General features: G+C 60.4%; 19 protein-coding genes and 1 other RNA gene. 10 read left to right on the forward strand and 10 right to left on the reverse strand.

What is annotated here, in order from left to right:
- Positions 1 to 22: 22 nt before the first annotated feature.
- Positions 23 to 586 carry a biliverdin-producing heme oxygenase gene (locus HKD24_RS03975; protein ID WP_194259098.1) on the forward strand — a complete coding sequence of 188 codons (564 nt, stop codon included), beginning with the start codon at positions 23 to 25 and terminating at the stop codon, positions 584 to 586.
- Here the strand turns inward: HKD24_RS03975 and HKD24_RS03980 are convergent.
- The 7 genes from HKD24_RS03980 to efp form a co-directional block, all read right to left on the reverse strand.
- Positions 571 to 1977: a glycosyltransferase family 2 protein gene (locus HKD24_RS03980; protein ID WP_194259099.1), complete on the reverse strand. Its 1407-nt coding sequence runs from the start codon at positions 1975 to 1977 to the stop codon at positions 571 to 573. The two genes, HKD24_RS03975 and HKD24_RS03980, sit on opposite strands and share 16 nt — an antisense overlap.
- A 10-nt stretch (positions 1978 to 1987) precedes the next feature.
- Positions 1988 to 3790 (reverse strand): translation elongation factor 4, encoded by a 1803-nt coding sequence (gene lepA / locus HKD24_RS03985; protein ID WP_062509448.1) that lies wholly within the window; start codon positions 3788 to 3790, stop codon positions 1988 to 1990.
- Between the two features lie 84 nt (positions 3791 to 3874).
- Positions 3875 to 4876: a peptidoglycan -binding protein gene (locus tag HKD24_RS03990; RefSeq protein ID WP_194259100.1), complete on the reverse strand. Its 1002-nt coding sequence runs from the start codon at positions 4874 to 4876 to the stop codon at positions 3875 to 3877.
- Positions 4877 to 4879: 3 nt separating this feature from the next.
- Positions 4880 to 6016, reverse strand: coding sequence for a flagellar motor protein MotA (locus tag HKD24_RS03995; RefSeq protein ID WP_194259101.1), 1137 nt, complete (start codon positions 6014 to 6016; stop codon positions 4880 to 4882).
- Positions 6017 to 6034: 18 nt separating this feature from the next.
- Positions 6035 to 6796, reverse strand: a complete 762-nt coding sequence (locus HKD24_RS04000; protein WP_194259102.1) for an OmpA family protein — start codon at positions 6794 to 6796, stop codon at positions 6035 to 6037.
- A gap of 60 nt (positions 6797 to 6856) precedes the next feature.
- Positions 6857 to 7684: an inositol monophosphatase family protein gene (locus HKD24_RS04005; protein ID WP_194259103.1), complete on the reverse strand. Its 828-nt coding sequence runs from the start codon at positions 7682 to 7684 to the stop codon at positions 6857 to 6859.
- 6 nt (positions 7685 to 7690) lie between these two features.
- Positions 7691 to 8257, reverse strand: coding sequence for an elongation factor P (efp, locus tag HKD24_RS04010; RefSeq protein ID WP_062493545.1), 567 nt, complete (start codon positions 8255 to 8257; stop codon positions 7691 to 7693).
- 216 nt (positions 8258 to 8473) lie between these two features.
- On the opposite strand from efp, the gene HKD24_RS04015 reads away from it, so the two are divergent.
- Positions 8474 to 8782, forward strand: coding sequence for a carboxymuconolactone decarboxylase family protein (locus tag HKD24_RS04015; RefSeq protein ID WP_062501931.1), 309 nt, complete (start codon positions 8474 to 8476; stop codon positions 8780 to 8782).
- 22 nt (positions 8783 to 8804) lie between these two features.
- Here the strand turns inward: HKD24_RS04015 and HKD24_RS04020 are convergent, their stop codons facing one another.
- Positions 8805 to 9875 carry a lysine-2,3-aminomutase-like protein gene (locus HKD24_RS04020; protein WP_194259104.1) on the reverse strand — a complete coding sequence of 357 codons (1071 nt, stop codon included), beginning with the start codon at positions 9873 to 9875 and terminating at the stop codon, positions 8805 to 8807.
- Positions 9876 to 9928: 53 nt separating this feature from the next.
- Between HKD24_RS04020 and epmA the strand changes: the two genes are divergently transcribed.
- The 3 genes from epmA (at position 9929) to HKD24_RS04035 (ending at position 12296) form a co-directional block, all read left to right on the forward strand.
- Positions 9929 to 10924: an EF-P lysine aminoacylase EpmA gene (gene epmA, locus HKD24_RS04025; RefSeq protein ID WP_194259105.1), complete on the forward strand. Its 996-nt coding sequence runs from the start codon at positions 9929 to 9931 to the stop codon at positions 10922 to 10924.
- Between the two features lie 107 nt (positions 10925 to 11031).
- Entirely contained in the window at positions 11032 to 11460 is a 429-nt protein-coding gene (locus tag HKD24_RS04030; protein WP_194259106.1) for a hypothetical protein, read from the forward strand.
- A gap of 56 nt (positions 11461 to 11516) precedes the next feature.
- Positions 11517 to 12296 (forward strand): fasciclin domain-containing protein, encoded by a 780-nt coding sequence (locus tag HKD24_RS04035; protein WP_194259107.1) that lies wholly within the window; start codon positions 11517 to 11519, stop codon positions 12294 to 12296.
- Here HKD24_RS04035 and HKD24_RS04040 read toward each other — a convergent pair.
- Positions 12267 to 12845, reverse strand: a complete 579-nt coding sequence (locus HKD24_RS04040; protein ID WP_194259108.1) for a thiamine phosphate synthase — start codon at positions 12843 to 12845, stop codon at positions 12267 to 12269. The two genes, HKD24_RS04035 and HKD24_RS04040, sit on opposite strands and share 30 nt — an antisense overlap.
- Positions 12832 to 13266 carry a hypothetical protein gene (locus tag HKD24_RS04045; protein WP_194259109.1) on the reverse strand — a complete coding sequence of 145 codons (435 nt, stop codon included), beginning with the start codon at positions 13264 to 13266 and terminating at the stop codon, positions 12832 to 12834. Before HKD24_RS04045 ends, HKD24_RS04040 begins: the two co-directional genes overlap by 14 nt.
- Positions 13267 to 13286: 20 nt before the next feature.
- Between HKD24_RS04045 and HKD24_RS04050 the strand changes: the two genes are divergently transcribed.
- The 5 genes from HKD24_RS04050 to HKD24_RS04070 all read left to right on the forward strand — a co-directional run bounded on the left by HKD24_RS04050 (position 13287) and on the right by HKD24_RS04070 (position 15465).
- Positions 13287 to 13520: a hypothetical protein gene (locus HKD24_RS04050; protein ID WP_194259110.1), complete on the forward strand. Its 234-nt coding sequence runs from the start codon at positions 13287 to 13289 to the stop codon at positions 13518 to 13520.
- Positions 13521 to 13523: 3 nt separating this feature from the next.
- Complete coding sequence (locus tag HKD24_RS04055) at positions 13524 to 13868, forward strand: cell division protein ZapA (RefSeq protein WP_062506848.1); 345 nt, start codon at positions 13524 to 13526, stop codon at positions 13866 to 13868.
- A 48-nt stretch (positions 13869 to 13916) separates the two neighbouring features.
- Positions 13917 to 14073, forward strand: a non-coding RNA gene (gene ssrS / locus HKD24_RS04060) — 6S RNA.
- Entirely contained in the window at positions 14060 to 14638 is a 579-nt protein-coding gene (locus HKD24_RS04065) for a 5-formyltetrahydrofolate cyclo-ligase (RefSeq protein WP_194259111.1), read from the forward strand. Before ssrS ends, HKD24_RS04065 begins: the two co-directional genes overlap by 14 nt.
- Before the next feature lie 11 nt (positions 14639 to 14649).
- Positions 14650 to 15465 carry a TIGR00282 family metallophosphoesterase gene (locus HKD24_RS04070; protein WP_194259112.1) on the forward strand — a complete coding sequence of 272 codons (816 nt, stop codon included), beginning with the start codon at positions 14650 to 14652 and terminating at the stop codon, positions 15463 to 15465.
- Positions 15466 to 15717 lie beyond the last annotated feature (252 nt).

Raw genomic sequence — 15717 nt, forward strand, 5'->3', positions numbered from 1 at the left:
ACGCACGGGAAGATCGGCAGGAATGGAAACAGCAGGACGTGCGGATGAGCGGAAGAATTCCGGTCTGGAAGAGCTGCGGCGTGTCAGCCGGAAAGCTCATGACGCTGTTGATGAGGCTTTTTCGCGTTTTGAACTTACGGACCGGAAATCCTACGGCGCCTTTCTGACGGCGCATGCCCGCGCGCTGGTCGTGGCGGAGGCCTATCTGGGCCGGTATTCCGCATCGGTGCCACCGTGGCGCCCGCGGGCAGAGCTGCTGAAAAAGGACCTGTGCGACATGGGACTTCCGATGCCTGCCAGTCAGCGGCACATGCTGTCCGACTGCTCGGGCACGGCGTTTGGAGTTCTGTATGTTCTCGAAGGCTCGCGCCTTGGCGGGCGGATCCTGTCAGGGCGTGTGGGCGAAGGATTGCCGAGGGCCTATCTGTCGGCCGTGCATCAGAAGGGCGAATGGTCCGCGTTTCTGGAGCGGCTTGCGCAGTTTCTGGATGAAAGCCCTGTAGCGCGAAGACAGGCCGTGACCGATGGCGCTGTCGCGGCGTTTGCCCTGTTCCGTGACAGCGCGCGGTTTCAGTTCAGCGACTGAGGCGCCGGCAGGATACTGCGCGGCACGAGGCCCGGAAAGGTCTGCACAAGGCGCTGGGCTTCCGCCGGTGGCAGCATGGCGATCGCGCAGCCCAGAGCACTGGCATCCGGGGCCGGAAGCCGGTCGAGCCCGCGCAGCAGTCCCGCCAGAGTATGGCCCTCTGCCGTCAGAACCATAAAGGGCGTCATCCGGCTGTAGAGCGCCATGGTCGATTCGATATCAGTCAGGGCGTGATCGGGGAGCGTGATGTGGATGTCTTCGCCACTGACGGGCGAAAGAATCCTGTTTTCCGCAATCATGACCGTCAGTGGGACCGATGGCAGAAGTGTGGGCGAGCCGGGTACGGAAAGATGGCGTCCGGGCAGGGGGTTTTCCGTGAAAAGACAGGCATGCCAGACATCGGCCTCGGACATTTCAAGCGCCATGATAAGCGGATTGTAGCGGCCAAAATTCGTGTCTACGGGGCCGACAGATGCAAATGAACCGGTCTGCATGTCCAGCATCAGCCGCTTGTCCTGACCCAGCATGCAGAAACGGAACTGTGGGGGCGTCCGGTCAGATGATGGAACGGAAAGCTGGGCCGGGGTCAGGCCAAGGTCTTGCAGGACGGTTTTGTCAGCATGGGTCATGGCGGATTTGAGACGCCAGTAAAGATCCGTCAGCGAGGCCTGAACGATGGACGAGGCAATGCGGCGGCTTTCGGGAAGCCAGCGACTGGCCCGGGTATATTCTGCATCGTTGCGGTCGAAGTTCTGCCAGGCCTTTTCCGGTGTGGCGCTCGAATTGCGTCTGAGAAAGCTCTCATGGTCGCCAGCGGCAAAATGGAGAATGCGACTTTTGTCCCATGTAGGATTTCGCTCGAGCGCAGAAAACGGATCCGGCAGTGCGCTGCCAGTCTGGCGAGGCTGGACAAAATGCCGGACGACACGGTGATCGGGCAGGCCCAGCAGACCGTGCCGGGTAAAGGTTTCAACCGGGGAAAATGGTGAGGGCACCTGATGTCCCGAGGAGCCGAACAGACACCAGTTGACCGGGAAGGTTGCTGCTGTGATGGCAGCTGTAAATTCGGTGACGGACCCGGCATTTTCGAAATGCAGATATTCATCTGCCGCCAGGATCATCATCCAGTCGAATTCGCTCTTGCCCTGTTCCAGAGCCTGTTTGTGAAAGCGGGTCTGCCGGTCCAGTCTTGCCGGCAGTGATGTGTCGGAGGACTGGACGCGGATGTCGTAAAGCGTGGCCGCGTTGGAGAGAACCGCACCTGTTCCGTCTGTAGAATGGTCGTCACAGACGATCAGCGTTGAAAAGCCGATGGTCGCATGATGCGCGAGCCACCATCCGATCGTGTCGACTTCGTTGTGAACGAACAGGATGGCGGCGCTTTTCGACATAAGGCAGGGTTCAGTCCATCTTCAGGGCAGCGAGGAAGGCGCTCTGGGGGATTTCGACCTTGCCGAACTGCCGCATGCGCTTCTTGCCTTCCTTCTGCTTGTCCAGAAGCTTGCGCTTGCGGGAAATATCACCGCCGTAACACTTGGCCGTCACGTCCTTGGACAGCGCACCGATCGTTTCACGGGCGATGACCTTGGAGCCAATGGCCGCCTGAATGGCGATCTTGAACAGCTGCTTGGGGATCAGATCCTTGAGCTTCGCGCAGATCGAGCGCCCACGCTGCTCGGCGACGGTGCGGTGCGAGATGAAGGACAGCGCATCGACCGGCTCGTGATTCACGAGAATGGAGATACGGACGAGATCGCTCTCTTCGTAGCCGTCCATCTGGTAGTCGAACGAGGCATAGCCGCGGCTGATGGATTTCAGGCGGTCGTAGAAATCGAACACCACTTCATTCAGCGGCAGGCGATAGACGGCCATCGCACGGTTGCCGACATACGTCAGATCCACCTGCACGCCACGGCGCTCGGAGCACAGCGTCAGGACCGGACCGAGATATTCGTCCTGCACCATGATGGTGGCCTTGATCCACGGCTCTTCGATCATCTCGATCTTGCTGAGCTCGGGCATGTCGGCCGGGTTGTGCAGTTCCTCGACCGTGCCGTCCGTCATGTGCATCTTGTAGACCACGGACGGTGCGGTCGCGATCAGGTCCAGATTGAACTCGCGTGACAGACGCTCCTGGATGATTTCCAGATGCAGCAGGCCAAGGAAGCCGCAGCGGAAACCGAAGCCCAGGGCGGCCGAGGTCTCGGCCTCGAAGTGGAACGAGGCGTCGTTCAGGCGCAGCTTGCCGAGGCTGTCACGCAGCTTTTCGAAATCGTCTGCATCGATCGGGAAGAGGCCACACCACACCACGGGAATGGATGGTTTGAAGCCCGGCAGGGCCTTCTCGGCGGGACGCTTGTCGAGCGTGACGGTGTCACCGACATTGCAGTCCGCGACAGTCTTGATGGCGGCGTTGATGTAGCCCATCTCGCCCGGACCGAGACTCTCGACCGACTGCATCTTGGGCAGGAATACGCCAACCTGATCGACATGGTAGGTCGCGCCGGTCTGCATCATGCGGATGCGGTCACCGCGCTTGAGGCGGCCATCCTTGATGCGGACGAGAATGATGACGCCGAGATAGGCATCGTACCAACTGTCCACCAGCAGGGCCTGAAGCGGGGCTTCGGCGTCGCCCGTGGGGGCAGGGAGGCGCTGGACGAGGGCTTCGAGCACGCCTTCTATGTTCAGGCCGGTCTTCGCGCTGATTTCGACGGCGTCATCGGCCGGGATGCCGACCACGTCCTCGATCTGGGCACGGACGCGCTCGGGTTCGGCTGCTGGCAGATCGACCTTGTTCAGGACCGGGACGATCTCGTGATTGGCATCGAGCGCCTGATAAACGTTCGCCAGCGTCTGGGCTTCCACGCCCTGAGACGCATCCACGACCAGCAGCGAGCCTTCACAGGCGGCGAGCGAGCGGCTGACCTCATAGGCGAAGTCGACATGGCCCGGCGTGTCCATCAGGTTCAGCGTGTAAACTTTGCCGTCCTTGGCCGGATAGGTCAGGCGCACGGTCTGCGCCTTGATGGTGATCCCGCGCTCCTGCTCGAGCTCCATCGAATCGAGGACCTGGTTTTTCATCTCACGCGCAGTCAGCGCGCCACAGGCCTGGATCAGGCGATCGGCCAGCGTCGATTTGCCGTGATCGATATGAGCGATGATCGAGAAATTGCGGATAAGGGAGAGCGGGGTATCGGTCATGGCTGCTACATAAGGGATTATCGCAGAAATGTCAGTAGATCTGCGCAAAAGCCTGCCTTTGTGAAAAGGCAGGCGGAAGAAGAATCAGCGATCCGTCAGACGGAACTCGATCCTGCGGTTTCTGGCATAGGCCGCCGATGTGCTGGCGGCATCCAGAGGCTGGTAGTCGGCAAAGCCTGTCGCGGCCAGATGGTGCGGATCCACACCTTCGGCAATGAGCAGCTTGACCACGGTGATGGCACGTTCGGATGACAGTTCCCAGTTGCTGGGAAAAGCGCTGTGGATCGGCTGGCGGTCGGCATGACCATCCACGCGCAGGATCCACGGAAGATCAGTCGGAATGGTCGAGGCGACCTGCTTGAACGTGTGGGCAAGAGTCGTGATTTCCTTGCGACCCTCCGGCGTCAGGTCAGCACTTCCCTGAGGGAACAGGATTTCCGACTGGAAGACGAAGCGGTCCCCCACGACATTGACGCCTTTCTGGTTTTTCAGCAGGTCCCGCAGGCGTCCAAAGAACTCCGAACGATAGCGTTTGAGCTGATTGACCTTGTCCGCCAGCGCCAGATTGAGCTTGCTGCCAAGATCCGCAATCTGGGCGTCCTTGCCCTGTTCGGCTTTCTTTTCGAGGTCGAGGGCGTTGCTGATCGCCTGAAGCTGGCGCGTCAGTTCCTCGATCTGGGCCTGAAGATCCGAAATCTTGCTGTTCTGCTGTTTGCTCGTGTCATCAGCCGAGGCGAGTGCCTGATCTTTTGACTGAAGCTGCCCCGTCAGAGCGGCGATCTGGGTCGAAAGGGTCTGGAGCTGGGCTTGGTTATGCTGCTTTTCGTCCGCCAGCGTAGCGACGGTAGAGGAGAGGCTTTTATTCTTGTCCTCCGTCATCGACAGCATGTGTGACAGTTCGGCCAGCTGTTTTTGCAGGGCATCCAGCGTGTGCTCGCGCCGCGACAGCGACACCGAGAGGAACTGCTGTCCCACGACGAACACCAGCAGGACGAAGGTGACGACCATCAGCAGGGTGGACAGGGCGTCCACATAGCCGGGCCAGGCATCGAGGGCGTTGTGGGATCCGCGTCTGCGCCGGGCCATGGATCAGCCCTGCCTGCCGGGAGGGGGCGTCGTATTGCCGGAGGCCGCTGCAATCGTGCGGGCCAGAACGCGGAGGTCGTTGCGAAGCTCGCCGATCGTCTGGGCGCGGCCTTCGTGCAGTTCTTGGATCAGGCGGCTGAGATGGGTTTCAATCCGCAGAAGGGCCGTGCCCTGCGAGCCCGGACCTTCATCGCCCATGTGCCGCAGAAGGGCGGTCTGGGTTTCGGCCGTGCGGGTCATAAGCTGCTGGTTGGCGGCGAGCAGATCCGTCATGCCGCGCAGGCGTTCCTGCAGGCTGTCGAGCATGTGCAGTTCGCGGACACGGTTTTCTTCGCTGCGGGAGACGGCGTTCTGGAGCGTTTCCAGATTTTCGGCGGTCTGTTCGAGCAGGGCCTGGACATAGGCCGGAACGGGTGCACCGTCGCTGTCGATGGACGTGCTGCCGCTGACACGCGTGACACCAGCCAGCCACTCTTCCAGTTCGTTGAAGAAGCGGGTCTGGGCCTGACCGGCCGTCAGATCCAGAAAGCCGAGAACCAGCGCGCCGGCCAGACCGAACATCGAGCCCGAGAAGGCCGTGGACATACCGGCGAGCGGTCCGGCCAGTCCGGTCTTGAGCTGGTTGAACATGACGTCCATGTCCCCGCCGCCTGCGGACATGCCGCCGATGACGGATGCGATGGAACTGACCGTCAGCAGAAGCCCGTAAAACGTGCCCAGCAGACCCAGGAAGATCAGGAGCTGCGTCATGTAGCGGGAGATTTCCCGGCTTTCATCCAGACGCGAGGACAGGCTGTCGAGCATGGCCTGTGTCGTCTGGGTCGAAAGCGTCAGGCGGTCCGTGCGGTTGCGGGCCGCCAGCATGCTGGCCATGGGCGCGAGCAGGCGGGGCGCTTTTGGTGCGGCCAGACCGGCGCGGGGCTGACGCAGGAGTTCAACCCATTGCACTTCCGGCATCAGGCGCTGGACGACATGAAGATTCCACAGGATGCCCAGCAGGAGCACACCGAGAATAATGGCATCGAGTTTCGGGTTGGCGTTGAATGCGTGGAGCAGGGTCGTGCCCATTGTCGCGGCCAGAAGGCCGACCGCGACAAGGAAAACGGCCATTCGCAGCAGATAGGTCGTAGGACGTGTCACGGCGTGTCTTTCCTGATTTTATGGCATGCCGTTTGCGGAAGGGGGAGGGTCGACAGGATTTGTCTCGATGACAGCATCCAGTCTGTCAGCAGGCGCGCTGTCTCCCTTGTCGGGACGCCCCAGCGCCTGCGGGTAGAGGCGCGTGGTGGCAACACCTGCGTGAATGAAGATCGAGCGGACAGCCAGTGCCCGTGCCAGCGCGATACGACGCGGCATGGAGACGTCATCACCCGGCAGCGTTGCATGCGCAATCAGGAGCACACGCTGTTCCGGATGGTGAGCCAGTTCGGTTCCGTAAACCTGAAGGGCCTTGATGCTGTCGGCGTTCAGGGCCTCGCTTCCCGAGGGAAACAGGACGCGGATTCCGCCATCAGGCAGGGTCTCCGTGTGGCTGGCCGCATCGGCAACCGGTGTGACCTCGGCCGGGGGAACGGGCGGATGGATCTGGATGGGCACGAATGGTGGCGGCAGGACGACTGGCGGCGGCGGGGCTGGGGGAACGCCGGGCACCGTTGCATGTGTCGGCGCGCTTCTGGCGGGAGCTGCGGCTGCTGGCGTGGCCGTGGATGCAGGAGCCTTCGATGCCGGCTTCTTTGCCGCAGATTTTCGTGCGGCATGTCCTGCCGGATGCGGCGCCGAGGCTGGTTTTTTCGCAGGAGAAGCTGACCTGTCCTGAGGCAGATCATCCAGATTGCTGGTGACCTGTGCCTGTGCGGCGGACAGCGGAAGGCTGGCCAGAAAGGCCGCCAGAGGAAGGGAGAAGAGGATCGGCCTGTACATGTCAGACCGATCCTAGACGACGCCTCACGACTCCCGCAATGGGGCGTGAGGGCAGTTTCGTCAGCTCCGGTTCAGGGCCTCGTGCACCAGGGCGCGCAGGGGGCCGTGAAGGTTGGTGTTTCCGGCAACAACATTGACGTCATCGGGAACGTCATGAAGCTCGTTTCCGTCCGGATCGGTCGCATAGCCACCGGCCTCGCGGACCAGAAGCAGACCGGCTGCGCAGTCCCAGGGCTTGATGCCGAATTCCCAGTATCCGTCGTAACGGCCTGCTGCGACCCATGCGAGATCCAGGGCAGCGGCGCCGAAGCGGCGAATCCCTGCAACCTGCGGCATCAGGGCGCCGAGGACGCGGGCAAAGGGCAGACGGCTGCTGCTCGGAACCTTCGCAAACGGAATGCCGGTTGCGAACAGGGCTTCGTGCATGTTGCGGCGACCGGAGACGCGCAGGCGACGTTCATTGAGGAACGCGCCTACGCCCTTTTCGGCCCAGAACATCTCGTTGGCGGCCGGATTGTAGACAACCGCGGCGGCCAGCTCGACCGTTCCGTCCTGAAGCTTGCGCTGCAGGCCAATGGAAATGGCCCAGTGCGGAATGCCGTGCAGGAAGTTCGTCGTACCGTCGAGCGGATCGACGATCCAGCGCCAGGTCCAGTTGTCCCCGCCCGAAGCGCCGCTTTCTTCCATCAGGAAGGCGTAGCCGGGACGGGCGCGGCTCAGTTCCTCGCGGAGGATGGTCTCGGCGCGCAGGTCTGCCTGGGAAACGAAATCTCCGGGTCCCTTGATGCTGACCTGAAGCTGTTCGACCTCTGCAAAGTCACGGAGCAGACGGCGCGAGGCCTTCTGTGCCGCGCCCTGCATGACGGCCATGTGCGGGGAAAGACGCATGCTGGATCAGTCCTTCGCGCGTTCGACGTAGGATCCGTCTTCCGTGCGGACAACGATGCGCTCACCGGCTTCAATGAACGGCGGGACCAGCGTCTTCACGCCATTGGACAGCATGGCGGGCTTGTAGGAGGAGCTGGCCGTCTGGCCCTTGACCACCGGGTCGGCTTCCGTGACTTCCAGCGTCACGTGCGGCGGCAGTTCCACGCCCACCGGGTCGCCTTCGACCAGCTTGACGTTCAGCGGCATGTTGTCCTGCAGGAAGGCGAACTGGTCGCCGAAGATGTCTTTGGCAAGAACGAGCTGCTCGAACGTTTCCGGATCCATCAGAACGACATTGTCACCGTCCATGTAGGAATAGGTGTAGTCCTTGTCTTCCGTCATCAGACGCTCGACGGAATCCGCTGTTCTCCAGCGCTCGTTGGTCTTGTTGCCTGTCTTGAGGTCGCGCATTTCGACCTGGATGAAGGCGCCACCCTTGCCCGGGGTGATGATCTGCTGCTTGAGAACCGTCCAGCGGCGGCCGTCATGCTCGATGACCTGGCCGGCCCGGATAAGGTTGGCTTGCTGTTTCATGCTTGTGTCCTGATGACCCTTGGATAGGGATTTTCTGTCACGTCTTGTGGGCTTCTAGCGCCGCACGGGGGCTCTAAGCAAGGCACAAGGGGCGCATGGCGGTTCGCCGCTTCAGGAAAGTGTGAAGGGCAGGGGGCTTGGGACACGGCGTCAGACAGTTCATGTCAGACTGTGTGTCTGTCCTGAGGATCAGGGCGAACCGCAAGGAGAAGCCGCATGTACGATATGAAGAACCTCTCGCGCATTTCCCATCTTGAAGCCAATGCCTCCAAGGGTATGGATGCCTTCTGGCAGTTCGACCGTGCCGCATTCGAGGAAGGCGAGGTCAGCGCCCTGACCAAGCAACTCGCCGCCGTGGCCGTCGCACTCACGACCCAGTGCCCGTATTGTATCGAACTGCATGTGAAGGCCGCGCGCGAAGCCGGTGCGACGGACGCCCAGCTTTCCGAAATCGCTCTTGTCGCTGCTGCCATCCGCGCGGGTGGGGCGATCACGCATGCGACCCATATGTTTGAAGCAAAATAAGGCCTGGGCGAGTTGGGGCGTGTCAGGTGAAGCGGCACGCCTCTCCATCGGGTGTGGAAACCATGCCCGGAGACGCAGGATCCAGATATTCCGGTCCAATCGGGACTTTGCCGCGTCCACCGGGAATATCGAGAACATAGGTCGGCCAGGCCAGACCAGTCACGCGTCCGCGAAGCTGTCTCAGCAGCGCCTGGCCTTCCGCAACCGGGACGTGGAAATGCCCTGTTCCGGCAGCTGCATCGAGATGGTGCAGATAATAGGGTTTAACCCGCGCTTTCAGGAACGCCCGGAGCAGGGCTTCCAGACTTTCAACCGTATCATTGACGCCGCGTAGTAGAACGGATTGCGAAAGCACCGGAATGGCGCGGGACAGGACGGCCCGGATGGCCTTTGTGGCCTGCGGGGTCAGTTCGCTGGCATGGTTGGCGTGAACGACCAGCCACATGGCGCGATCCGTTTCCATCGCATCCAGAAGTTCTTCCGTCATGCGGGTCGGGTCGGCGACCGGGACGCGGGAATGGATGCGGATGGTCTCGATATGCGGGATGTCGGACAGGGACTGCACGATATGCTTCAGGCGGCGCGGGGCCAGCATGAGCGGATCGCCGCCTGTCAGGATGATTTCGCGGATATCCGAATGCTGCCGCACCCAGTCGAGCGCGGTTTCAAGCTGCGCATCGCTTAGGAGGCCGCCGCCGGGCCCGACATGTTCGCGCCGGAAGCAGAACCGGCAATAGAGCGGGCAAACCAGCAGAGGCTTGAGCAGCGCACGGTCGGCGTAGCGGTGTACGATGCCGGGGACGGGGGACAGGGCATCGTCGCCGATCGGGTCTGCGTCTTCGTGGGGCAGGGTGACGAGTTCACGGGCGTCGGGGATAACCTGTCGGGCGATAGGATCGTCCGGATGCGTGATCAGATCCTGAAAAGCCGGGGGAATGGCCATCGTGAAGCGTTCGCCGACAGCTTCGAGCGTGGTCCGGTCGGCTTCAGGGGCCAGCCCTGCGTCGATCAGGTCGGACGGTGTGCGAAGCGTGTGACGTTTTGCAGAACGTTCCGCGGAATGTTGCGGGGCTGTCTTGACCATATCATGCATGTGATGCCTCTAGCGGTGCGGGTCCCCGTTTTGCAACAGGAGCAATAGACGCCATGACCGTATTGTCTGCTGATCCGGCCCGGATTGCGGAACGCCTGCCCCTGCTTGAGCGTCGCTCGCAGATGGTGAAAGCCGTCCGTACCTTCTTTGAAGAGCGTGGCTATCTGGAAGTCGAAACGCCCTTCGCGGTTCCTGTGCCGGGTGAAGAAGTCCATCTGCGCTGTTTCAGAACGGAACTTGAGCGGCCGGATGGCTCTCGTGAGGCACGTTTCCTGCATACGAGTCCGGAATTCGCGATGAAGCGGATTGTTGCGGCAACGGGGAAATCCGTTTTCCAGATGGCGCGTGTCTGGCGCAATGGTGAGGCCAGTAATACGCATGCTCCCGAGTTCACCATGCTCGAATGGTATCGTCCGGGCGCGGATCTTTCGTCTCTCATGGACGAAACCGAGGCTTTCGTGCGGGCTCTGCTGCCGGCCGTGGTCCATCGGGGGACGGATGTCATTGATCTTTCAATCCCTTTCGAGCGGCTGACGATGCAGGCTGCATTTGCACGCTATGTGGGGGCGGACCTGTTGGGCACGGCTGGGGATGCGGAGGCGCTGGCGGCACAGGCCCATGTCGGGCTGCGGAACGGAGAAAATTGGGAAGACCTGTTTTTCCGGCTGTTGCTGGAGCGTGTCGAACCCATGATCGGGCGCGAGCGTCCTACGTTCCTGACGCACTGGCCGGCCGAGCAGGCAGCACTCGCCCGACGGGACCCTGCTGATGATCGGGCCGCTCTGCGGTTCGAGCTGTATATCGGCGGTCTGGAACTCGCCAACGCCTTTGAGGAACTCACCGATCCGGTGGAGCAGCGGGAGCGTTTTGCAACGGATCGTAAGCGTCGTATGGAGCTGTCGCCGGATCAGGACTGGGCCGTGGATGAAGATTTTCTGGCGGCCTTGCCGGAGCTGCCGCCCTGTTCAGGCATCGCGCTTGGGTTTGACCGGCTGGTCATGCTGGCGACCGGAGCGCCACGGATCAGTGACATTTTGTGGTTGGCCTGATCTTTTCGGAACTTGCAGGAGTTTTAATCCTTCTTTTGCGTCAGAAGGGCTAGAACGTGTCGAAAGAGGAACATGACCGCGTTGCCGCGGCACAGTCGGGGAAGATAATGATGAAAAAAGTTGGACTGCTGTCTGTCCTGGTGCTGCTGGGCCTTTCCGCCTGTGACGTTCCGACCCTTCAGCAACGCAAGGTTCTGGATTCCATGGTTGGCAAGTCCGAAGTGGACGTGCTGCGCCAGTTTGGTGTCCCGACCCGCAATTACGACGCGCAGGGCCATACGTTCCTCGCCTATATCGATAACCAGACCCAGTATTCCGGCGGCGGTGGCTGGGGCTGGGATGGCTGGGGCGGCGGCTGGGGCGGCATGGGCATGGGAGGCTGGGGTGGCGGCTGGGGCGGCATGGGTGGCTGGGGCGGCATGGGCGGATGGGGTGGCGGTTTTCCGGCAACCTATTACAACACCAGCTGTCAGACGACATTCGAGCTGGTCAGCGGCAAGGTCGTCGGATGGACCATGCGCGGGGATGGGTGCTGAATCGGCCAGCCTGCTCTATGGTCGGTTTTCCCGCTCACAGGATGGTACGATCAGGCATGGATGTGCGACTCGATGTTTTCTCTTCAGGACGGTTTCCGGGCTGGGAGAAGGGGCTGAAACTCGGCGTGGGGCTTCTTCTTGGAGCCTCGCTCTCCGCCTGTGGCGATCCTGACTGGCAGGGCACGGACTGGACGAAGAACTACCAGGACAGCTTCGAAACGCAGATCAGCAGCCGTGCATCCTTCATGCCCGGAAATACGGACAAGGCGTATCAGCCAAGCGCGGACGGCGTGCCCAACAGTTCGGTGGCCTATCATTCGCCGCCCATGCTGTCCTATGAAGACCGGCCGCTCGATGAGAATATTACGGGCTCGCTGGAACTCGCCGATTACGTCAAGGCAATCCGCGTTGCGAAACTCGATCCCTGGATCAGCGGTCCGGGGCCTTACACGCTCTTTGCCATTCCCAATGCCGCCATGGAGCGTCTGAATACCCGGTGGCACGGCGGGCTGCTTGCCCCTGAAAACCGCGGGCAGCTTGTGCATATTCTGGGCTATACGATTGCTTACGGAAAATGGGACGAAGCCGCATTGCGCAAGGCCATCGCCCGCAATCATGGTCATGCTATCGGCCTGAAAACCCTGTATGGCGACCTGCTGGGTGTTCAGGTTTCTTCCCGGACGGGCGAACTTGTTCTTGAGAACACGGCAGGCGAGACCAACCGTCTGTGGGGTAAGTCTTTTGCCCAGTCCAACGGCGTCCTTTACTTCACGCAGGACACGCTTCTGCCGACGCCCGCGCCTGTTTCAGCCGGCCGCAAGCACGGCCATCGCTGAAAACCGCTCTGCATCCTTGCCATCTAACTGAAGGGGGATGGCAAGGAAATCGGCAGTGGCCGCAATGCCAGCCGAGGCATCTTCCGTGCTCATGATGCCTTCGGCCACCCCGGGCAGTTCCATGACGGAACTCCACCACTTCACCAGATCAAGTTCTCCGGCCGGAAAAGCGACGTAATCGGCGCCCGACTCGCCCGCTTTCATGGCGTCATCACGATTGGTGCAGAGACAGCCGATTGGCATGTCGCTTCCCACCTTGGCGCGCAGGTTTACGAGTTCTTCGACATTTCCCGCATGCAGTCCGTCGCAGATTCCCAGAAGTGACTTCGGAACGTCTGAAAGCGATCCGGAGACCTCAAGGATCATGGCGACACCATTGGCGTGCAGCAGATCCACGAGTTGTGAAAGCTGCGCTTTTTCCGGTGTCCAGCCGGACGGAAGCCGAAGTGCTGTTATTTCAGGCAGAGTGAGAATGTCGCGGAGCACTTCGAGGGCGGCATCCATGCTGAAACCAGCGGGAAGAACGGGGTAGAGATCACAGGCTGTCATGGGCATGTTCTCGCAGATTGTGTCGCGGGGAGCTAGGCGGTCTGGTGGTCAGGATACGTCCGCGATAACGGTCATATGTTTCCAGCGCCCGGAACTGTGCAGCGCCAATACGGCAGACGGCCCAGCCAATCCCGGCATCCAGCGCCTGTCGGGCAATGGCAGGTGAGCCGCCACAATCCAGAATGGACTGATGTTTTTGCGTTTCTGTGATCTCCAGCCACCAGGGAATGCCAAAGCTGTTTCCTGCACTTTCCATCGAGAGGGCAAGAAACCGGTTTCCCTGAGACAGGATAACCTGCTCCATCTCATGGCGAGACGAAATCACGAAAACAGGATAGTGAACGGGCAGGGATGTCCTTGACCCCGTACCGGGATCGGGTCTTTCCTGATGAACGGGCCGGAGCGGGTCTGTATTGAGCATTCTGCTGACGTAGTGATTGCATGAACGGGAAGATCGTGGCGGTAAACGAGACAGGTATCCGGCAGGACGATAAGGCGGTTGAACGTCTTGAGGAAGCAATGATGCGGATTGCCGCTGCGTCCGAGCGTCAGGTTCTGGCAAAGGAAGCCAGCGAGCGCGCCCTTCGCTCCATCCCGGACCTGTCGGAAGTTGCAGCCAATATCGACGCGCTGTGTGCCCGCATTCAGGGTGTGCTGGACAGGAAGGAGGGCTGATCGATGGGACAGGTATCCATCCGTCTTAATGGTTATGTCTATAATGTCGGCTGTCAGGATGGCGAAGAAGCCCATCTCTACGATATGGCACGTCATGTCGAAGGCTGGCTTCAGCGCGCACGGACCCTCGGTGGAGCTGCAAGCGAATCCAAGACGCTCATGATGGCGGCTCTGCTCATGGCCGATGAGATTTTCGAACTGAAGCAGCGGCAGATTTCACCTCAGGCCGAAACGCAGATCCAGCAGGCCGAGCAACTGCTTCAGCTTGAGAAGGCCCGGCAGGATCGTCTGGCCCGGCTGGCAGGGCAGGCGGAGCTTCTGGCTACCGAACTCGAGCGCGCATCCTGATTTAAAACGTTTGCATTGAACATCGGGCCGGACAGTCTAATATAGGTGATGGAGCTGCCTGGTGCGTCAGGCAAATCATCCCCCGGGCCGATAAGCATTCCTTAGGGAACTGGCTCTGTCGTGGCCCTGGTCACGTTAACCGGTGCCCACCTGCACTTGCAGGTCTAGGAGGGCTGAAAAGACCAACGGCTTTGGCGGCTCCACAGATTTCCGACCTCGACCTGTTGAAAAAAGAACTGCGCCTGAAAATGGCTCAGCTTCGCCAGACGCTCTCTTATGCTGATGAAGAGGCTCTGCGCACATTCCTGCTTCAGGAAATACTTTTGCGCCCTGCCCGTAAAGTAGCAGCGGTCTGGCCGCTGGCAGGAGAAGTTGATCTCCGGCCTTTATGTCATGATCTATATGCTGCCGGGCGCGATGTTCTGCTGCCCGAGACCACACCAAAAGGCTCTCCCCTGATTTTCAGACAATGGTTTCCGGCCAGTGAAATGAATGCCGGCCGCTTCGGCACATTGCATCCTGACGGTGAAATAGACATCCCGGACCTTGTTCTGGTGCCGTTTCTGGCATTTGACCGCTTCGGGTATCGGCTTGGATATGGCGGCGGCTACTATGATCGCACCCTGGCTGAACTGAACGTTCCGGCGATCGGATTTGGTCTGTCTGGCCAGCGGGTCAGCACGCTTCCCAAAGGTCCTTACGATATTCCGCTGGAAACGATCGTAACCGAGCGTGGCGTCATCAGGACCAATCCTCCAAAATCACAATGAAAGACTGACTGTTGAGACTGCTGTTTCTTGGCGACATTATCGGACGTAGCGGGCGTGAAGCCATAATCCGGAACCTGGCAGACTGGCGACAGAAACTCTCGCTGGATCTGGTGGTGGCCAATGGGGAAAACGCCTCACACGGATATGGCCTGTCTCCCGATATTGCCAAGAATTTGCACAATGCGGGGGTCGATGTGATCACGCTGGGCAATCATGCATGGGATCGCCGCGACATGATCGGCTACATCAATCAGGCTCCTCATATCGTCAGACCAGCCAATTATCCTGCCGGAACACCAGGGCAAGGGAGCCATATCGTTGAAATCAGCCGTGGACGCCGTGCTCTGGTCATCAACGTCATGGGGCGCATCTTCATGGACCCGCTGGACGATCCTTTCCGCGTCGTCAGTGAAATCCTGTCCCGGCATCGGCTGGGTGTGACAGTTCATGCAATCCTGATTGACGTTCATGCGGAAGCCACCAGCGAAAAAATGGGCTTTGGAGCTTATTTCGACGGCAAGGTGTCCGTCGTGGTGGGAACGCATACGCATGTTCCGACCGCTGACCATCGCATTCTGCCTGCGGGCACGGCGTATCAGACGGATGCTGGAATGTGCGGGGACTACGATAGTGTGATTGGAATGGGAAAGCCGGCATCGCTGCATCGACTGGTCCGCAAGATTCCCGGAGATCGTCCTCAGCCTGCAGAAGGGGAGGCGACCGTCTGTGGTCTTATGGTCGAGACCGATGATGCGACAGGACTGGCCCGAAAGGTCGCTCCGCTGCGGATGGGCGGACATCTGGCGCCCAACTGGCCGGATTTCTGAGAAAAGCAGAAAAATTGAGAAAAATCCGCCTTTTTTCGAGTGCGATTCGCAATGAATAACGGGGGTTAGTCTTTTTTGTCGCAGAAAACCGGCACTTTCGCTGTTGATAAGTGCCTTGTGAATTCTGTTTGACACTGTGCTGAGCTCCCCGTATAAGCCCGTTCACCGACGCGGCGGGGCTCACTTCGAGGGGTTCTGGAGCGGCGGGGCAGATGGTCTTTGAAAACTGAATATGGAATTGGAAGGGATATG

The sequence above is a fragment of the Gluconobacter vitians genome (assembly GCF_015244565.1).
Lineage (GTDB): Bacteria > Pseudomonadota > Alphaproteobacteria > Acetobacterales > Acetobacteraceae > Gluconobacter > Gluconobacter vitians.